Origin of the sequence: Streptomyces sp. NPDC028722 (assembly GCF_040637655.1) — a bacterium.
GTDB lineage: Bacteria > Actinomycetota > Actinomycetes > Streptomycetales > Streptomycetaceae > Streptomyces.
The window spans coordinates 198,587-216,348 of sequence record NZ_JBEZWU010000008.1; the positions used below are offsets into that span (position 1 = coordinate 198,587).

Genomic DNA, 17,762 nt, shown 5'->3' on the forward strand with positions numbered 1-17,762 from the left:
GCCGGCCGCTCGGAGTCTGCTGCTATCCGCGGAGTCGGGTGTCGAGTTCCGCGGCGTCCGCGAGGAACCACAGCTGCCGGCCCTGGTTGCACTCGTACACGAAGTCGCGCAGGGCCGTGCTTCCGGCGACGTGCCCGGAGATGTCGCCGAGGACGGCGAGGCGCAGCCGGTAGGACACGAACTTCTGGACGACCGCGCCGGCGACCCCGGAGCGCAGTCGGAAGAAGTCGTCAGCGAGCCGCTCCACGGGCAGCGCGACCAGCTGCGCGTCGTGCCCGTACGCGTCACCGATGAGGTCGAGCGCCGCGCTCTCGCCGTCGAGGAGCGGGCCGTCGGAAGCGCAGCGCAGGACCCGTACGCCGTGGAGGGTGTCGATCGTCTGTGCGGTCATGGGAGCGATCCTAGGGTCGCGCCCGTGTGCCGCGCCCGGCGATTGCCCGGAACCCCGTCAGTGTCCGCGGGCGATCCACTCCTCCAGGTGGGACGCCTCGGCGCCGATGGACGTCGCGTCCCCGTGCCCGGTGAGGACCTTCGTCTCCGGTGGGAGGGTGAGGAGCCGGTCCCGGATGGAGTCGATGATCGTCGGGAAGTGGGAGTAGGAGCGCCCGGTGGCCCCCGGGCCGCCCTGGAACAGGGTATCGCCGGTGAACACCGTGCCGAGCCCGGGGTCGTACAGGCAGACGGCGCCCGGGGCGTGGCCGGGGGTGTGCAGGACGGTCAGGTCGGCGCCGGCGGCCTCGATGACCTGGCCGTCGGTGAGGTGCCGGTCGGGGTCGCGGTCGGGGTGGGTGAGCTTCCACAGCGGCAGGTCGTCGGGGTGCAGCCAGATCACGGCGCCGGTGCGGTCGGCCAGTTCCGGCGCCGCGTTGACGTGGTCGTTGTGGGCGTGGGTGCACACGATCGCGGTGAGCCGGCGGTCGCCGACGGCGCGGGCGACCGCGTCCGCGTCGTGAGCGGCGTCGATGACGATCACCTCGTGGTCGTCGCCGACGAGCCACACGTTGTTCTCGACGTCCCAGGTGCCGCCGTCCAGGGTGAACCGGCCCGCGGTGACGAGGCGTTCGATGCGGGCGGCCATCAGAGCACGACCACCGAGCGCAGCACGTCGCCGTGGTGCATCCGCTCGAACGCCTTCTCCACCTCGTCGAGCTGGACGGTCTCCGTGACGAACGCGTCGAGCGGGAGCCGGCCCTGGAGGTGGAGGTCGATCAGCATGGGGAAGTCCCGGGAGGGCAGGCAGTCGCCGTACCAGGAGGACTTCAGGGCGCCGCCGCGGCCGAAGACGTCCAGCAGGGGCAGTTCGAGCTTCATCTCCGGGGTGGGGACACCGACGAGGACGACCGTGCCGGCGAGGTCGCGGGCGTAGAAGGCCTGCTGGTAGGTCTCGGGGCGGCCGACGGCCTCGATGACGACGTCGGCGCCGAACCCGCCGGTCAGTTCGCGGATCGCCTCGACCGGGTCGGTGTCCTTGGAGTTGACGGTGTGGGTGGCGCCGAGTGTGCGGGCCTTGTCCAGTTTGCGGTCGTCGATGTCCACGGCGATGACCTTCGCCGCGCCGGCCAGGTACGCCCCCGTGATCGCCGCGCCGCCGACACCACCACAGCCGATGACGGCGACCGAGTCGCCCCGGCCGACGCCCGCGGTGTTGATCGCGGCGCCGATGCCGGCCATCACCCCGCAGCCCAGCAGCCCGGCGACCGCCGGGGAGACGGACGGGTCGACCTTGGTGCACTGGCCGGCGGCCACGAGCGTCTTCTCGGCGAACGCGCCGATACCGAGGGCCGGGGAGAGTTCCTGACCGGTCGCGGCGAGGGTCATCTTCTGCCGCGCGTTGTGGGTGTTGAAGCAGTACCAGGGCCGGCCGCGCAGACAGGCCCGGCACTGCCCGCACACGGCACGCCAGTTCAGGATGACGAAGTCACCGGGGGCGACGTCGGTGACGCCCTCGCCGACCGACTCCACCACACCGGCGGCCTCGTGGCCGAGCAGGAAGGGGAAGTCGTCCGAGATGCCGCCCTGTTTGTAGTGCAGATCGGTGTGACAGACCCCGCAGGCCTGGATGCGCACGACGGCCTCGCCCGGACCCGGGTCCGGGACCACGATCGTCTCGAGCCGCAGGGGCTCGTCCTTCCCCGGTGCGATCACGCCGCGTACTTCCTGCGCCATGGCCTGGCCCCTTCCTTCGAATACCTTCGCTGCCGACCCTACGCGCCGCCGATCGGCAGCGGGACGGTCCACGAGGACGGTCGTGGATCTTTCCAGGCGCACGGGCCGCCCCGGACGGGACGGCCCTCGGGGCAGGGGCGGGATCAGTGGATGGCGGGAGCCAGGCCGAGCAAGGGTGCGGCGGGGGCGAGGGCCTGCTCCACCTGGCCGAGCTGGTTCAGGTCCTTCAAGTGCTTCAGTGCCTGCATCTGGTCGGTGACCCGGGGCACCCGGCCCTGCTCCGCTGCGGGCATGCCGGCGCCGGCGAGCGAGTCCAGCGTGGACAGCGCGCTGAGCTTCCCGACGAGCGGTGCGCCGGCGTCGGCGGCGTTCGCCGACGGTACGGCGATACCGGCGATCCCGGCGGCCAGACCGACGGCGGCGGCGATGCGTCGTGTTGAGATCATGCCCTCACCAACGGGTGCGGGCCCGGGCCGGACACGGGCGGCGGCCCGTGCTCACCCGTGAGGCGGATCAGGCCGCTGCGTTTGCCGTGTCCGTCCGGACGGAGGAGTCTCGGAGGTGGGGTCCGTGCGGCCCGCTCCTCGTCGGGCCGCGGGCGTCTGAAGGAGGTCACCATGGGCACCGCGACGGGGTCCTCGTTCGACTCCGACACACTGCGCCGGGCCGTAGAGGGGAACACCGGGAACACCCTTCTGTCGCTCTACGCGGACGACGCGGAGATCCGCATCGTCGACCACAACCACCAGCCCAGCAGCCCCGCGGTCCTGCACGGCCGGGGCCAGATCGCCGAGTTGCTGGACGACGTCTACAGCCGCGACATGACGCACAAGCTGGAACGGTGCGTCGTGGAGGGGGACCACGCCGCCTACAGCGAGGCCTGCGAGTACGCGGACGGCACCCGCGTGCTCTCCGAGTCGATGGTCACCCTGCGGGACGGCAAGATAGCCGACCAGCTCATCGTCCAGGCCTGGGACGAATAGCACCCGGCCGGGTACGGCGGCAGGCCTCCCGAGGAGGATCGCGCGGGTCCAGGTCACCTCCCGGACGGCCTGGACCCGGTGAGCGGTCCGGGGACCGTACGCACGCGGCACGGCGCTCGCCCACCGCATCGCCGGCGACGCCGCGAAGAAGGCCGCCGGACGCACCGGACGCTTGGACGGTGCCGCGAGGCCGACGTGGCGTCCCGCCACGTCGCGCCCTACGGGGCTCGGCGCGGGGCCGGCTCCGGTGGTCAGCGCATCCAGACCCGGTAGTCCATCACGTCCCCGGCCTTCACCCCGTACTCGAGAGCGTCCCGGGTGAAGGTGGTCTCCAGACCCAGGACGGCACCGGTGCGCGGGTCGAGGATCAGCATCCGCCGGTCGCCCCCGCCCGCGTACACGTACGCCTGCCCCGGCCGGCCCAGGCGGTCCGTCACCTGTCCGGCCGGCCGCAGCCCCTCGGCGTCCGCGAGCACCCGGACCAGCGCCGCGGACTCGCGGACGCCCAGCGTCCAGTGGCCCAGCAACTCCTCGACGGCTGCCAGCAGTTCGGGGGTGCCCAGGGAGTCTGTGTGCACGGTCTCGGCGAGGTAGGCGCGCAGGGCGGCCGGGGTGTGCGGCGGCGGCGCCTCGGGCGGGGCGTCGCTCCAGCTCGGCGGATACGTGATCCGGCTGAGGACGTGGCCGTCGGCCACCATGTGCGGGTCGTCGCCCTCGTCGGTGAGGACCGGGCGGCCCGGACGGCGCGGGTCGGTCGCCACGACCAGCTCGGTGTGGCTGTCGTCCGCGCGCCAGCGCACGACGCGTTCCTCGGGCAGGGTGACGGGCGGCCTGCCGTCGGCCATGCCGAGGCTCCAGGACTGCATGTGCGTGCCCTTGCGCAGGCGCGGGGAGCCGTCGGCGGCGGCAGCCGCGGCCATGTCGGCCAGTTCCGCCAGCGGTACGCGCGTGGCCTGGGCGCGGACGGTCAGTGGGCGGGGCGCGGCGGTGGCGGGCTGGGTGTTCGGCCCGCCGAGGAGCGCGGTGAGCGCGGTCGCCAGGACGACGCCGGTGGCGGCCAGGCCCCACAGCAGCCGGGCGCGGGGGGCGCGGCGCGCCGGCCGGGCCCCGTGCAGCAGGTGCTCCAGCCGCCGCTCGGCACGGTGGCCCAGCGGACCGTCACCGAAGTCGGGACCGTCCGCGGGGACCGGGTTGGCGTGGCGGAGGAGATCGAGTTCGTCAGGCATGTCGGGGGTCCTCGCACAGGCATGCGTCAACGGTGGGCACGGGGGACGACGGGACCGCACCGGCGTCCGCCGACGCCAGGGGCGGGGCGGGGTCGGCGGTCGAACGCCCCGGAGCGACCTCAGCGGCGGGCACCGGCGCGGCGGACCGGACGGGGCCGGCCGTCCGGCGGACCGGACCGGCGGCATCGGCACTGGCCTCGGCGGGGCCGGGCACCACCCGCCGCCGAACCGGAGCGGCCGCGTCGGCCGACGCCGTCGCCGCGCCCCGGGGACGGTGCCCGGAAGGTACTCCGGCCGGCGGCGGCCCCGGACGCCGCCGCTGACCGGACAGGGTGACGGCCGGTTGAGATCCGGGCCGCAGGCTCTGGTCGGGTGGCGTGTCGGCCGGCCGAGGTCCGGACCGCGGACCGTGATCCAGCGGCCCGTCGACCGACCCCGGCACCGGACGCACACACTGGTCCAGCGATGCGCCAGCCGACTGAGGTCCGGACCGCGGACCGTGATCCAGCGGCCCGTCGACCGACCCCGGCACCGGACGCACGCGCTGCTCCGGTGATACGTCGGCCGGCAGCGCCGCAGGGGCGTCGGGTGGGCGTGTCGTGGGTCGCAGGTGGTCGATCTCGGTACGTAGCCGGCGGCGGGCCCGGTACAGGCGCATCGTTGCCGCGCGACGGCCGCAGCCGAGGGCGACCGCGATCTCCTCGGCGTCGAGTTCCTCCCAGGCGGCGAGGCGCAGCACTTCCTGATCGGCCGGGGACAGCCGGTCGAGGGCCTCGTGCACCCAGGCACCCGGCTCCTCCGCGTCGGGGCCCACCGCGATGTGCCGGCCGTGCGCGGCCTCGTCGTTGCCGAGCCGGTCCACCAGCCGGCGCCGCCGCCCGTAGCCGCGTACCGCGTTGGCCAGGCAGTTGCGGGCCACCCCGTACAGCCAGGGCAGCGGCGTGGCCGGCAGGTCGGCCCGGCGCCGCCAGGCGACCGTGAACACCTCCGCCACCACTTCCTCCACCTCGCCGGCCCGCCCCTGAAGCCGCCTCGCGACATAGCGGCTGACCGCCCAGTAGTGCTCGCGATAGGCAGCGGCGAAGGTCTCGTCGTTGCTCATGCTCGGTCCGTGTCCGGCAGCCCCCGGATCGTCACACCCTTCTTCCGTGATGCTCCTCGCGTCCCGCGAGTGTGACCCGCGCTCCGGGCGCGGACACAGGCGGGTCGTGAAGAGGATCAGAGACACCAGAGCCGTCCAGTGGCTCACCAGCACCGATCACAAGACGATCGGCACGCTCTACTTGGCCACCGCGTTCGCGTTCTTCCTGATCGGTGGCGTGATGGCGCTGCTCATGCGCGCCGAACTGGCCCGGCCGGGCCTTCAGATCATGTCGAACGAGCAGTTCAACCAGACGTTCACGATGCACGGCACCGTGATGCTGCTGATGTTCGCCACCCCCCTGTTCGCCGGTTTCGCGAACTGGATCATGCCGCTCCAGATCGGCGCGCCCGACGTGGCGTTCCCGCGGCTGAACATGTTCGCCTACTGGCTGTACCTGTTCGGCTCGCTGGTCGCCGTCGCCGGCTTCCTCACCCCGCAGGGTGCGGCCGACTTCGGCTGGTTCGCCTATGCGCCCCTGTCGGACGCGGTGCGTTCGCCGGGCATGGGCGCCGACATGTGGATCATGGGTCTGGCCTTCTCCGGCTTCGGCACGATCCTCGGCTCGGTCAACTTCATCACCACGATCATCTGCATGCGCGCCCCGGGCATGACCATGTTCCGCATGCCGATCTTCGTGTGGAACGTGCTGCTGACCGGTGTGCTGGTCCTGCTGGCCTTCCCGGTGCTGGCTGCCGCCCTGTTCGCCCTGGAGGCGGACCGCAAGTTCGGCGCCCACGTCTTCGACGCCGCGAACGGCGGAGCGCTGCTGTGGCAACACCTCTTCTGGTTCTTCGGCCATCCGGAGGTGTACATCATCGCGCTACCGTTCTTCGGGATCATCTCCGAAGTGATCCCGGTGTTCAGCCGCAAGCCGATCTTCGGCTACATGGGGCTGATCGCCGCGACCATCGCGATCGCCGGTCTGTCCGTGACGGTGTGGGCCCACCACATGTACGTCACCGGCGGTGTGCTGCTGCCGTTCTTCTCCTTCATGACCTTCCTGATCGCCGTCCCGACCGGGGTGAAGTTCTTCAACTGGATCGGCACGATGTGGAAGGGCTCACTGTCCTTCGAGACACCGATGCTCTGGGCCACCGGCTTCCTGATCACGTTCCTCTTCGGCGGGCTGACCGGCGTCATGCTCGCCTCGCCGCCCATCGACTTCCACATCTCCGACAGCTACTTCGTGGTGGCGCACTTCCACTACGTCGTGTTCGGTACGGTCGTCTTCGCCATGTTCGCCGGCTTCCACTTCTGGTGGCCCAAGTTCACCGGCAAGATGCTGGACGAGCGCCTCGGCAAGATCACCTTCTGGACGCTGTTCATCGGCTTCCACGGCACCTTCCTGGTCCAGCACTGGCTGGGCGCCCAGGGCATGCAGCGCCGGATTCCCGACTATCTCGCCGTCGAGGGGCTCACCACGCTCAACACGGTCTCGTCGGTCTTCTCGTTCCTGCTCGGCTCCGCCCTGCTGCCGTTCCTGTACAACGTGTGGAAGACGGCCAGGTACGGCAAGCCGGTCGGCGTGGACGACCCGTGGGGTTACGGCCGCTCGCTGGAGTGGGCGACCTCCTGCCCGCCCCCGCGGCACAACTTCCTCACCCTGCCGCGGATCCGCAGCGAGTCCCCGGCGTTCGACCTGCACCACCCCGGTGTGGAGCCGGTGGAGAAGGAGTTGACGGCGCGGTGACGGCCCACGACGAGCGGGCCCTCGTCCGGCAGGTCGAGGGGCATCTGCTGCTGGCCGCCGCGCGCGAGGAGGGCCGTACCGCCGCGGTCCGGCTCACGTCCCGGCTGGGCTGGCTCACCGACACCCAGCGTGACGACGTGGAGCGGCAGTTCGAGGCGGAGTACCTGGTACTGGCCCGGCTCTCGTGGCACCGCACGGCCGCGCGGGCGGAGGAGCTGCGGCGAGCGTACGAGGCACGGTACCGGGCGCTGCGCGCGCGGCTGGTGGCCTGCTGCGTCCTGGGCTGTGCGGTGCTGGCGGCGACGGTGCTGCTGACGCTGGCCGCCACCACGTAGAGCCGGCCGGCTCCGTCCCGCCGGTCACCGGACGGTCACCGCATGGTCAGCACCATCCGGAACCGGGCGGCGCCGGCGATCATGCGGTCGTAAGCCTCCCCGGCCTGCTCCAGCGGTACCGTCTCGGTCATCGGGCGGATGCCGTGCAAGGCGCTGAACGCCATGGTGTCCTCGACGTCCTGGGCGGTGCCGGAGGGGTGGCCGCGGATGACACGGCCGGCTCCGATCAGCTGGACCGGGCTGATGCCGAGCGGCTCGGGGGTGGCGCCGATGACCACCAGCTCGCCGCGCGGCCCGAGTCCGTCCACGGTGGCCGTGATGGCCTCGGAGTTGCCGGCGGTGGCCAGCACGACCTGCGCTCCGCCGAGGGCCTGGAGCGCCTCGGCCACCGGGGTCCCGGCGGTGCTGTCGACGTAGTGGTGGGCACCCAGTTGCTTGACGAAACCGGCCTTCTCCGCGCCCCGGGCGATGGCCACGGTCTCGAAGCCCATCGCGACCGCGTACTGCACGCCGAGGTGGCCGAGGCCGCCGACGCCGAGGACCGCGACCAGGTCCCCCGGCCGGGCGGAGCTGCGCCGCAGCCCGTTGTACGTGGTGACGCCCGCGCAGGCCATGGGCCCGGCGTCGCTCGCCGCGAGCGCGTCGGGAATCCGGGCAAGGGCGTCGACGGGGGCGACGACCTGCTCGGCGAAGCCGCCGTCGTAGGCCCAGCCCGGGACCGCCAGCTCGACGCAGAGGATGAAGTCGCCCCGGCGGCAGGCCCGGCAGTGGCCGCAGCTGCCGCCGAACCAGCCGACCGCGACCCGGTCGCCGGCCTCCCATCCGCGGTCCCGCGCTCCCTCGCCGAGCGCTTCGATCCGCCCGGCGATCTCGTGCCCGGGGACCTCGGGGAACGTGATGCCCGGCAGTCCGGCGGTCACGAAGAAGGCGTCGCTGTGGCAGATGCCGCACGCCTCGACGGCGATGCGCACCTGGCCGGGGCCCGGCTGCGGCACCTCCCGCTCGGTCAGCTCGAACGGACCGCCCGCGGTGGTCACCTGCGCGACTCGGTAGGTACTCATGGCTCTCTCCGGAGAACGTGCGACGGCCCCCCGCACCAGCACATCAGCTCCGGACCGATCCCGCGCGCCGAACCGGCCGGGGTACGGTCGCCGCACGTGCCGCGTCACCCGCCGCGGGGCCGCCAGCCCTCCGGCCGGAGCATGCCCAGCAGCAGCCGGACCAGCTCGTCCACCACCTCGTCCAGGGTGGCGTCCACCCAGCCGGCGGTCCAGTCGTGCAGCAGGCCGTTGACGCTGCCGATGAATGCCGTGGCGGCGAGGCGGTAGTCGCGGGGCGCCGCCTCCCCCCGGGCCACGGCCGCGTCCGCCTCGGCGCGGATGAGGTCGATCCAGCGGGCCCGGCGGGTCAGCCGCTGCTCCTCCAGACGGGGACTGACACCGACGATCTCCACGAAGGTGATGCGGACGCGGTGCGGGTCGCAGGTGACGCCGCGGGCGTAGGCCCGGAAGAGCGCGGTGGCACGCTCGGCCAGCGGCAGTCCCTCGGCGGCGGCCAGGTCGTCCAGGACGGCCTGCTCCGCCCAGTCGTTGACCTGGAGGTGCAGGGCGGCGAGGACGTCCTCCAGGGTGCGGAACTCCTCGTAGAACTGGCGCGTGGACAGGCCGGCGGCGTGGCTCAGCGCGGCGACGGTGGTCCCCCGGTAGCCGGGGGTGCCGCCGAACAGCCGCAGCGCCGCGTCGAGGAAGCGGCGGCGGCGCTCGGCCTGCCGCTCCTCGGCCGACCGGCCGCCGTAGCGTCCCGTCGGCGCCCTGAGCCTGCCGTCCACGTGTTCCCCTCCGTCATTCCGCCGCTCAGCCAATCTTGTCGTGCACACCTCTTGTCGAGAAGGCGGGCCCGTCCTTACTTTTCAGTAAGTTCACTGTGAAAGCACGCGTGTTCAGATTCCCCCACCGAGGAAAGAGAGCCGTCATGCCTGCTTCGAGAACCAGGCACCTGTGCTCCGTGGCCGCCGCCCTCGTCCTGGCCGCGGCCGGTCCCGCGACCGCCGCCTCGGCGGCGCCCTCCGCCGCCGACAACCTGCGCGAGGTGCTGTTCGTCGGCAACAACTGGGACGGCACCGCCGACGTCATCAGGTCCAGCGGTGACTTCGGGAAGGTCGGCCGCATCGACGTCATCCCCGACAAGGACGCGCGGATGAAGGAGATCAACGCGGACCCCGTCAAGTGGATCTACTTCCAGGCGATCCGCAACAGCGTCGGCGAGGGCCACGACCAGTACGCCGACGACATGTACTCCACCCCGGACGGCAGGTCGGTCGTGGTGTCCCGGCCCAGCTTCGCGGACGTCGTCTCGCTCGACCTGGCCACCGGGAAGGTCAACTGGCGTTTCCCCGTGTCGGGTTACCGCGCCGACCACATGGCGGTCTCCCCGGACGGCACCCGGGTCGCCGTCTCCGCCTCGACCGCGAACACCGTGCACGTCCTGGACATCACCACCGGCAAGCAGCTCGGGTCCTTCGCCACCGGGGACAAGCCGCACGAGAACATCTTCACCAGGGACGGCAAGTACATCTGGAACATGGCCATCGGCGACGTCAACACGGCACTGGACGACCCCGGCTGGGACTGGACGAAGGGCGACCGGCACATCACGGTCGTGGACGCGACGACGTACAAGCAGGTCAAGGTCATCGACATGCGGCAGCGGCTGGACGCGTTCGGGCTGAAGGACTTCTCCGACGCGGTACGCCCGGCGGTCTTCTCCCCCGACGAGTCCAAGCTGTACTTCCAGGTGTCGTTCTTCAACGGCTTCCTGGAGTACGACATCGCCACCGACCGGATCACCCGGGTGAAGACCCTGCCGAAGAACCCGGCGACCAGCGAGGACCGCACGACCTGGGTCAACGACTCGCGGCACCACGGCCTCTCGATGAACCCGGAGGGCACCAAGCTGTGCGTCGCGGGGACCATGGACGACTACGCGACCGTGGTCGACCGCGCCACCCTCCAGGAGGGCCCGCTGGTGGCGGCGTCCAAGCCGTACTGGGCGACGGTCAGCGGTGACGGCAAGGACTGCGTCATCTCCGAGAGCGGCGCGGACCAGGTGACGGCGATCGACTTCGCCACCGGGCGGAAGGTGACGTCGGTCCCGGTCGGCGACCATCCGCAGCGCGTCCGCCTGGGGCACGTCCGTACCGACTGGACGGGCCCCGGCGGCAGTTGACCGGTCACCGGCCGGGCGCGGCTCGGACGGTGACTGTCAGGCGGTGGTCTCCGGGATGCCCCACTCACCCGGAGGCCACCTCGCCGCGCGTCACGACCGTGCCGCCGCCCATGTGGCCGGCTCGGACCTCGCCGAGAGCATCGGCGGCTGGCGGTACCGCCGGGCTCCGGATCCACGGTGACCGGGACGCCGGGCGTGTGGGCGGGCGGTGGACATGCCGGTGCTGCTGATGATCCCGGCATCCTCGCACGGGTGGCCGGACAGGCGTGGTGGTGTCGGTCAGCGCCGGGGAAGCCGGTGCAGGGTGACCTCGGTCAGGGTTCCGTCGGTGACCGTCGCCGTGAGGTAGGTGCAGTGGGGCTGGCGGCGGCGGTCGGTCGGGGAGCCCGGGTTGAGGAGGCGCAGTCCGCCGGGGGCGGTGGTGTCCCAGGGGATGTGGCTGTGCCCGAAGACGAGGACGTCCACGCCGGGGAAGCGGGCGGCGCAGCGGGCCTCGCGGCCCTGCGCGGGGCCGGTCTCGTGCACGACGGCGAAGCGCAGGCCGCCCAGCTCGGCGTGGGCCACCTCGGGGAGGCGGGCGCGCAGGTCGGGGCCGTCGTTGTTGCCGTACACGCCGATCAGCCGGCGGCTGCGGCTCTCCAGCAGGTCGAGGGTGGCGGTGTCGACCCAGTCACCGGCGTGCAGGACGGCGTCCGCGTGCGGGAGTTCGGCGAGCAGCTGTTCCGGAAGCCGCTTGGCCCGCTTGGGCAGGTGCGTGTCGGACATGACCAGGAGGCGCACGGTGTCGGCCTAGGCGGATCGGGAGGTGAGGCGGCGGATGCCGCGCACGGTGCCGAGGACGACGGCGCCCGCGCCGAGGGCGGTGGCGGCCGGGTGCCGGACCAGGGTCTCCTGCCACGAGTGGGCGTGGGAGCTGTCGTCGAAGGCGCCGTGGGCGCCCTGGTCGTCGGCGCGCTCCCGGTCCACCGGTTCGAAGAGGTTGTCCAGACCGGCGGGCGGGATGCGGTCGGTCTGCTGGGAGTCGAAGCCGGTGCGGGCCAGGTAGCGGTCGAGCAGGGCCGGGGCGAACCGGTTCGCCCAGATGGTGGCGGCGGTGGAGGCACCGACGTAGTACTGCTTGCGGTGCGGGTGCCCGGCCGCGTACAGCACGCTCCGCGCGGCGACCTCGGGCTGGTAGATCGGGGCGACCGGCGTGGGGTGCTTGGGCAGCCGGGAGCGGACCCACTGGAACTGGGGGGTGTTGACGGCGGGCATCTGGGCGACGGTGACGTGCACGTTGCTGCCGCGGTGCAGCAGTTCCGTGCGCAGGGCGGACGTGAAGCCGTTGATGGCGTGCTTGGCGCCGCAGTACGCCGATTGCAGCGGGATCGACCGCTCCCCGAGCGCGGAGCCGACCTGCACGATCGTGCCCCGGTCGCGGGGCAGCATGCGCTTCAGGGCCGTGCGGGTGCCGTTGACGAAGCCGAGGTAGGTCACCTCGGTGACCCGCTGGAACTCCTCGGCGGTGATCTCGTCGAACGGCGCGAACACGGTGGAGAACGCGCAGTTGATCCATACGTCGATGGGACCGAACGCCTTCTCCGCGGCGTCGGCGACGGCCTCCAGCCGGGCCGCGTCGGCCACGTCGGCCACCTGCACCAGAGGCCGTCCACCCAGCGCGGCGACCTCGTCGGCCGCCTCCTTCAGGCCGCCCTCGCCGCGTGCGACCAGGACGACATCGGCGCCGCGCCGGGCGTACAGGCGGGCGGTGGCACGGCCGATGCCGGCGCTGGCACCGGTGATGACGACGGTGGGGGGCATGGACCTCTCCTCTTTCGACGCGATGTCTGCCGGCAGGGGTTCCCCGGCGGGACGTCCGTCACTCCACCCAGCAGGGTGCCGCCCGCTCCTCGACGAGCGCCAGGCCGGGCCCGGGTGCCCCGTCGGCTCGGGGGTGATGCCGGAAACCGCTCCGGATGGCGCAGGTTCCGTTCTCGCCTTCCCCGCCGTTCAGGCCCGCCGTCCGAACCGGCGCAGTGCGAGGACGGCACCCGCGGCCAGAGCGGCGGCGGAGGCGGTCGTCGCCCAGCGGGAGGTGCGGGACGGCCGGGGCGGGCGGTCGGCCGAGCGTTCGGGGTGGTCGCCGGGCAGGTCGCCGTCCAGGCCCAGCGCCATGGCCTCGGCGAGGTGCAGGGCGCGGCGGCCGGTGCCGCCCTGCTCGATCTGGGTGCGGCAGCTGAAGCCGTCGGCGAGGACCAGGCTGTCCGGGGCCGCCGCGCGCACGGCGGGCAGGACGCCCTGCTCGGCGACGGCCATGGACACCTCGTGGTGTCCGTGTTCGAAGCCGAAGTTGCCGGCCAGGCCGCAGCAGCCCTCGTCGAGGACCTCGGGGTCGAGACGGGCGCGGCGCATCAGTTCGCGGTCGGCGTCGAACTTCATGACGGCGTGCTGGTGGCAGTGGGTCTGCACGGTCGCCGGCCGGGCGAGGTGCGGGGGCCGCCAGCCGTCCGGCGCGTGGTGGACGAGCTGTTCGGCGAACGTGCGCGTCTGCCCGGCCAGCCGCCGCACGTCCTGGTCGTCGGGGAGCAGTTCGGGGGCGTCGGAGCGGAAGACGGCCGTGCAGGAGGGTTCCAGGCCGATGACCGGGGTGCCGGCCTCCAGGTAGGGGCCGAGCACGTCGAGGGTGCGGCGCAGCACCTTCTTGGCGACGGGCAGCTGGCCGGTGGAGATCCAGGTCAGGCCGCAGCACACGGGCTCGTCCGGGACGGCGACCCGGAATCCCGCGTCCTCGAGGACCCGTACGGCCGAGATCGCGATCGAGGGGTGGAAGTAGGTGCTGAAGGTGTCGGGCCACAGGACGACGGCGCGCGGATCGGCGGGATCGGGGTTCTCGCGGTCGCGGGAGCGCCACCACTGGAGGAAGGACTCGCCGGCGAACACCGGGGCGGGGCGGGCCCGGTCGAGGCCGGCCAGCCGTTTGCCCGCGCGGGCCAGTCCGGGAGCGTGCAGCACGGAGTTGACGAGGGCCGGGGCGAGGCGGGAGAGCCGCGCCCACACCGGGAGCCAGCCCATCGAGTAGTGGGCGGCGGGGCGCAGCCGGCCCGCGTAGTGGTGGGAGAGGAACTCCGCCTTCAGGGTCGCCATGTCGACGCCGGTCGGGCAGTCGGACTTGCAGCCCTTGCAGGCCAGGCACAGGTCGAGCGCGTCGTGTACGGCGGTGGAGCGCCAGCCGTCCTTGACGGCGGAGTCGGCGTGGCCGTCGAGCATCTCGAACAGCAGCCGGGCCCGGCCGCGGGTGGAGTGCTCCTCCTCCATGGTGGCCCGGTACGAGGGACACATCACGCCGCCGGTGTGGCCGCGGCAGTTGCCGATGCCGACGCAGCGCATCACCGCCCGGTTGAAGGAGTGGTCGTCCTCGGGGAAGCCGAAGTGGGTGGCCGGGGTGACGGGCCGCCAGGAGGGGCCGAGCCGCAGCTGTCCGTCGACGGGGTTCGGGTGGACGATCTTGCCGGGGTTCATCCGGTCGCGGGGGTCGAAGAGCGCCTTCAGCTCCCCGAACGCGGTCACGAGCCGTTCGCCGAACATCCGGGTGAGCAGTTCGCCCCGGGCCTGGCCGTCGCCGTGCTCGCCCGACAGGGAGCCGCCGTAGGAGGTGACGAGGTCGGCGGCGCGTTCCAGGAAGCGGCGGAAGCCGGCGACGCCGTCGGCGGTCCTCAGCCCGAAGGGGATGCGGGTGTGGACGCAGCCCTGCCCGAAGTGGCCGTACAGGGACGGGTGGTCGTAGCCGAACTCCTCGAACAGCTTCTTGAGGTCGCGCAGATAGTCGCCGAGCCGTTCGGGTGGTACGGCGGAGTCCTCCCATCCCTCCCAGGTCTCCCGGCCGTCCGGCGGGCGCGCGGTGACGCCGAGTCCGGCCTCCCGGGCCCTGAGCATCTTCTGTTCGCGCTCGGGGTTGTCGGAGAAGGCGACGTTCGCGTCGTTCTCGTCGCGGCCGATGGCCCGGAGCAGGGCGTGTGCCTGCCCGTCGACGTCCTCCTTGCTGTCGCCGCTGTACTGGATCAGCAGCCAGCTGTCGCCCTCGGGCAGGACGGCGAGCGAGTCGAGGTAGGCGTGCTCCTCGCGCATCAGCTGGGCCATACGGCCGTCCAGGGCCTCCAGCTGGGTGGGCGAGCAGTGCTCCAGCAGGCGGGACACGTCGTCGGCGGCGGCGCAGATGTCGTCGTAGCCGAGGACCAGCAGGGACTGGCACGCCGGCACGGGTACGAGGTCGAGTTCGGCGCGCAGGACGGTGACCAGGGTGCCCTCGCTGCCGACGAGTGCCTTGGCGAGGTCGAAGCCGTTCTCGGGCAGCAGGGAGTCGAGGTTGTAGCCGGAGACGCGGCGCGGGATCTTCGGGAAGCCGCGGCGGATGTCGGCCAGGTGGTCGGTGGCGAGGCGGTCCAGGCCGGCGTACAGCTCGGCGAGCCGGCCGCCGCCGGCGATGACGCGGTCGCGTTCGGCGTGCGGGGTGGGGCCGACCCAGGCGCGCTGCCCGTCGTAGGTGAGGATCTCCAGGCGCCGGACGTTGTCGACGGTCTTGCCGTAGGCCTGGGCGGAGGCGCCGCAGGAGTTGTTGCCGATCATGCCGCCCAGCGCGCAGTGGCTGTGGGTCGAGGGTTTCGGCCCGAACTGGAGCTTGTGGGCGGCGAGTCGGCGGTTGAGTTCGTCCAGGACGATGCCGGGTTCGACCACGCAGGTGCGCCGCTCCGGGTCGACGCTCAGCAGCCCGGTGCAGTACTTGCTCCAGTCGATCACCACGGCGGTGTTGGTGGTCTGCCCGGCCAGGCTGGTGCCGCCGCCCCGGGAGAGGACGGGGGCGTCGAAGCGCGCGCACACCGACACCGCCCGCGCGCCCGCCTCGACGGTGCGGGGAGCGACGACGCCCAGCGGGAGCTGCCGGTAGTTCGAGCCGTCCGTGGCGTAGGCACCGCGGCTGCCCGGGTCGAAGCGGACTTCGCCGTCCACCTCGGCGCGGAGAGCCGCCTCCAGGCCGGACGTGTCCGGAGAGGTCATCTGTGCTCCCTGGGTTCACCGGTGTACTGCCCTGTCCGGGCGGGCGAGTACCCGAGTAAACAGACAGGTAAAACTGAACAGCCTGGACTGGACAGTTGATCCTGTCGACCCTAGGCTGACGTCATGGCCGACATCTCCGACTCCGCCGCCCGGGCCGCACGTGATCTGCGCGTGGTCTTCAGCAGGCTGCGGCGCCGCATCCGCGAGGTGGCGCGCGACGCCGACCTCAGCCCCTCCCAGGAGTCGGCGCTCACCCTGGCCGGCAAGCACGGCGCGGCCACGGCCAGCGCCCTCGCCGCCGCCGAGGGGGTGCGCCCGCAGTCCATGGCCACCACGCTGGCCGCCCTGGAGCAGCACGGGCTGGTCCGCCGCGCCCCCGACCCCGACGACGGGCGCCGCCAGCTGGTCACCCTGACCGACACCGGCCGGGCCCGCGTCGAGGGCAACAGGCAGGTGCGCGAGGAGTGGCTCGCCCGCGCCTTCCAGGACCGCTACACCGAGGAGGAGCGGCAGACGGTCCTCGCCGCGCTGGAGCTGATGGAACGGCTGTCGCGCCCGTGATACCGAGGCTCAGGGCCCGCACCGGGACCACCGGCCCCTCCCCCGCCGGATTCGACCGCCGGCTCGTCGCGCCGATGGTCCTCGGCTCGGTCCTGAACCCCGTCAACTCCTCGATGATCGCCGTGGCGCTGGTGCCGATCGGCGTCGCCTTCGGGGCGCCGCCGGCCCGGACGGTGTGGCTGGTCTCCGCGCTCTACCTGGCGACCGCCGTCGGCCAGCCCGTCATGGGCCGCCTGGTGGACATGTACGGCCCGCGCGGGCTGTACCTCACCGGTACGGCCCTGGTGGGCGTCGCCGGTCTGCTGGGCGCGTCGGCGCCTTCGCTGGGGGCGCTGATCGCCGCCCGGGTGCTGCTGGGCCTGGGCACGTCGGCGGCGTACCCGGCGGCGATGCGGCTGACCCGGGGCGAGGCCGAGCGCACCGGGCGGGACAGCCCGGCGGGCGTCCTGGCCGTGCTGGCCGTCGCCAACCAGACGGTGGCCGTGGTAGGGCCCGCGCTCGGCGGACTGCTGATCGGCGTGGGCGGCTGGCGGACCGTGTTCACCGTCAACGTCCCGCTGTCCGCCGCCTGTCTCGTGCTGGGCGCCCTGCGGCTGCCGCGCACACCGGGGCGTCGGCAGCGGGGCGTGGACCTGCCCGGCATGGTGCTGTTCGCGGTCCTGCTCGTCGCGCTGATGCTGTTCCTGACGGACCCGCGCGCGGACCGCTGGTACCTGCCGGTGCTGTCCGCCGTCGCCGCCACCGGCTTCGCGGTGCGCGAGCTGCGGGTCCCCGACCCCTTCATCGACCTGCGGGTGCTCGGCGGCAACGGCCCGCTGCTCGCCACCTACCTGCGCCAGTTCCTTGGCTACACCACGGCTTACGCCTTCATGTACGGCTACACGCAGTGGCTGGAGCAGGGCCGCGGCCTGAGCGCCTCGACGGCCGGCCTCGCGCTGCTGCCGCTGTCGGTGTCCGCACTCACCGTCTCCGCGCTGACCGGGCGCCGTGAGGCGGTGCGGGCCAAGCTGCTCACCGGCTCGCTCCTCCAGATCGCCGGCTGCGCCGCCCTGCTCCTGGTCGGCAGGGGCAGCCCGCTCTGGCTGCTGCTCGCCGTCGGCGCGCTGCTCGGCGTGCCGCAGGGCCTGATCGGCCTCGCCACGCAGAACGCCCTGTACCGGCAGGCGGACCCCGAGCGGATCGCCTCGGCCGCCGGACTGCTGCGGACCTTCACCTACCTCGGCGCGCTCGGCGCGTCCGCCGCCACCGCGGCGTTCTACCCGCACCGCGCCGACACGGCCGGGCTGCACGGCCTGGCCCTGTTCATGCTCGCCGGCTCGGCACTGCTGCTGGCGACGACCCTGCCCGACCGTTCCCTCGGCCGGCTGACCTCCCACACCCCTCGAAAGGCCTGACCGACCC

General features: G+C 72.8%; 16 protein-coding genes and 1 pseudogene. 6 read left to right on the plus strand and 11 right to left on the minus strand.

Annotated elements, in window-relative coordinates:
• Window positions 1-22 precede the first annotated feature (22 nt).
• The 4 genes from AB0F03_RS15645 to AB0F03_RS15660 form a co-directional block, all read right to left on the minus strand.
• The gene (locus AB0F03_RS15645) at window positions 23-391 is read right to left on the minus strand and encodes a DUF4180 domain-containing protein (protein ID WP_361991240.1); all 369 of its coding nucleotides are present in this window, start codon (window positions 389-391) and stop codon (window positions 23-25) included.
• Between the two features lie 57 nt (window positions 392-448).
• Window positions 449-1,078 carry an MBL fold metallo-hydrolase gene (locus tag AB0F03_RS15650; RefSeq protein ID WP_361991243.1) on the minus strand — a complete coding sequence of 210 codons (630 nt, stop codon included), beginning with the start codon at window positions 1,076-1,078 and terminating at the stop codon, window positions 449-451.
• A complete protein-coding gene (locus tag AB0F03_RS15655; protein ID WP_361991246.1) occupies window positions 1,078-2,166 on the minus strand; it encodes an S-(hydroxymethyl)mycothiol dehydrogenase in 1,089 nt (362 codons plus the stop codon). The genes AB0F03_RS15650 and AB0F03_RS15655 overlap by 1 nt, the downstream gene beginning before the upstream one ends.
• Window positions 2,167-2,309: 143 nt before the next feature.
• A complete protein-coding gene (locus AB0F03_RS15660; protein WP_361991249.1) occupies window positions 2,310-2,612 on the minus strand; it encodes a hypothetical protein in 303 nt (100 codons plus the stop codon).
• Window positions 2,613-2,783: 171 nt separating this feature from the next.
• Between AB0F03_RS15660 and AB0F03_RS15665 the strand changes: the two genes are divergently transcribed.
• Window positions 2,784-3,149: a nuclear transport factor 2 family protein gene (locus tag AB0F03_RS15665; RefSeq protein ID WP_361991252.1), complete on the plus strand. Its 366-nt coding sequence runs from the start codon at window positions 2,784-2,786 to the stop codon at window positions 3,147-3,149.
• Between the two features lie 251 nt (window positions 3,150-3,400).
• On the opposite strand, the gene AB0F03_RS15670 is transcribed toward AB0F03_RS15665, so the two are convergent.
• Window positions 3,401-4,375: a CU044_5270 family protein gene (locus AB0F03_RS15670; protein WP_361991255.1), complete on the minus strand. Its 975-nt coding sequence runs from the start codon at window positions 4,373-4,375 to the stop codon at window positions 3,401-3,403.
• A gap of 601 nt (window positions 4,376-4,976) precedes the next feature.
• Window positions 4,977-5,477: pseudogene (locus AB0F03_RS15675) on the minus strand (sigma-70 family RNA polymerase sigma factor); the annotation flags it as partial.
• 106 nt (window positions 5,478-5,583) lie between these two features.
• Between AB0F03_RS15675 and ctaD the strand changes: the two are divergent.
• The gene (gene ctaD, locus AB0F03_RS15680) at window positions 5,584-7,209 is read left to right on the plus strand and encodes a cytochrome c oxidase subunit I (protein WP_361991258.1); all 1,626 of its coding nucleotides are present in this window, start codon (window positions 5,584-5,586) and stop codon (window positions 7,207-7,209) included.
• Window positions 7,206-7,544, plus strand: coding sequence for a hypothetical protein (locus AB0F03_RS15685; protein ID WP_361991261.1), 339 nt, complete (start codon window positions 7,206-7,208; stop codon window positions 7,542-7,544). The genes ctaD and AB0F03_RS15685 overlap by 4 nt, the downstream gene beginning before the upstream one ends.
• A gap of 35 nt (window positions 7,545-7,579) precedes the next feature.
• Here the strand turns inward: AB0F03_RS15685 and AB0F03_RS15690 are convergent, their stop codons facing one another.
• Window positions 7,580-8,605, minus strand: coding sequence for an alcohol dehydrogenase (locus AB0F03_RS15690; protein ID WP_361991264.1), 1,026 nt, complete (start codon window positions 8,603-8,605; stop codon window positions 7,580-7,582).
• 104 nt (window positions 8,606-8,709) lie between these two features.
• Window positions 8,710-9,372, minus strand: coding sequence for a TetR/AcrR family transcriptional regulator (locus AB0F03_RS15695; RefSeq protein ID WP_361991267.1), 663 nt, complete (start codon window positions 9,370-9,372; stop codon window positions 8,710-8,712).
• A 143-nt stretch (window positions 9,373-9,515) separates the two neighbouring features.
• On the opposite strand from AB0F03_RS15695, the gene AB0F03_RS15700 reads away from it, so the two are divergent.
• Window positions 9,516-10,769 (plus strand): YncE family protein, encoded by a 1,254-nt coding sequence (locus AB0F03_RS15700; RefSeq protein WP_361991270.1) that lies wholly within the window; start codon window positions 9,516-9,518, stop codon window positions 10,767-10,769.
• Window positions 10,770-11,048: 279 nt separating this feature from the next.
• On the opposite strand, the gene AB0F03_RS15705 is transcribed toward AB0F03_RS15700, so the two are convergent.
• From AB0F03_RS15705 to AB0F03_RS15715, 3 genes are all read right to left on the minus strand, one after another.
• The gene (locus AB0F03_RS15705) at window positions 11,049-11,549 is read right to left on the minus strand and encodes a metallophosphoesterase (protein WP_361991273.1); all 501 of its coding nucleotides are present in this window, start codon (window positions 11,547-11,549) and stop codon (window positions 11,049-11,051) included.
• 9 nt (window positions 11,550-11,558) lie between these two features.
• A complete protein-coding gene (locus AB0F03_RS15710) occupies window positions 11,559-12,569 on the minus strand; it encodes an SDR family oxidoreductase (RefSeq protein ID WP_361991275.1) in 1,011 nt (336 codons plus the stop codon).
• A gap of 189 nt (window positions 12,570-12,758) precedes the next feature.
• Window positions 12,759-15,800, minus strand: a complete 3,042-nt coding sequence (locus AB0F03_RS15715; RefSeq protein ID WP_361991278.1) for an FAD-linked oxidase C-terminal domain-containing protein — start codon at window positions 15,798-15,800, stop codon at window positions 12,759-12,761.
• A 123-nt stretch (window positions 15,801-15,923) separates the two neighbouring features.
• On the opposite strand from AB0F03_RS15715, the gene AB0F03_RS15720 reads away from it, so the two are divergent.
• Complete coding sequence (locus AB0F03_RS15720; RefSeq protein ID WP_356822865.1) at window positions 15,924-16,361, plus strand: MarR family transcriptional regulator; 438 nt, start codon at window positions 15,924-15,926, stop codon at window positions 16,359-16,361.
• Window positions 16,358-17,755 carry an MFS transporter gene (locus AB0F03_RS15725; RefSeq protein ID WP_361991282.1) on the plus strand — a complete coding sequence of 466 codons (1,398 nt, stop codon included), beginning with the start codon at window positions 16,358-16,360 and terminating at the stop codon, window positions 17,753-17,755. Before AB0F03_RS15720 ends, AB0F03_RS15725 begins: the two co-directional genes overlap by 4 nt.
• Window positions 17,756-17,762 lie beyond the last annotated feature (7 nt).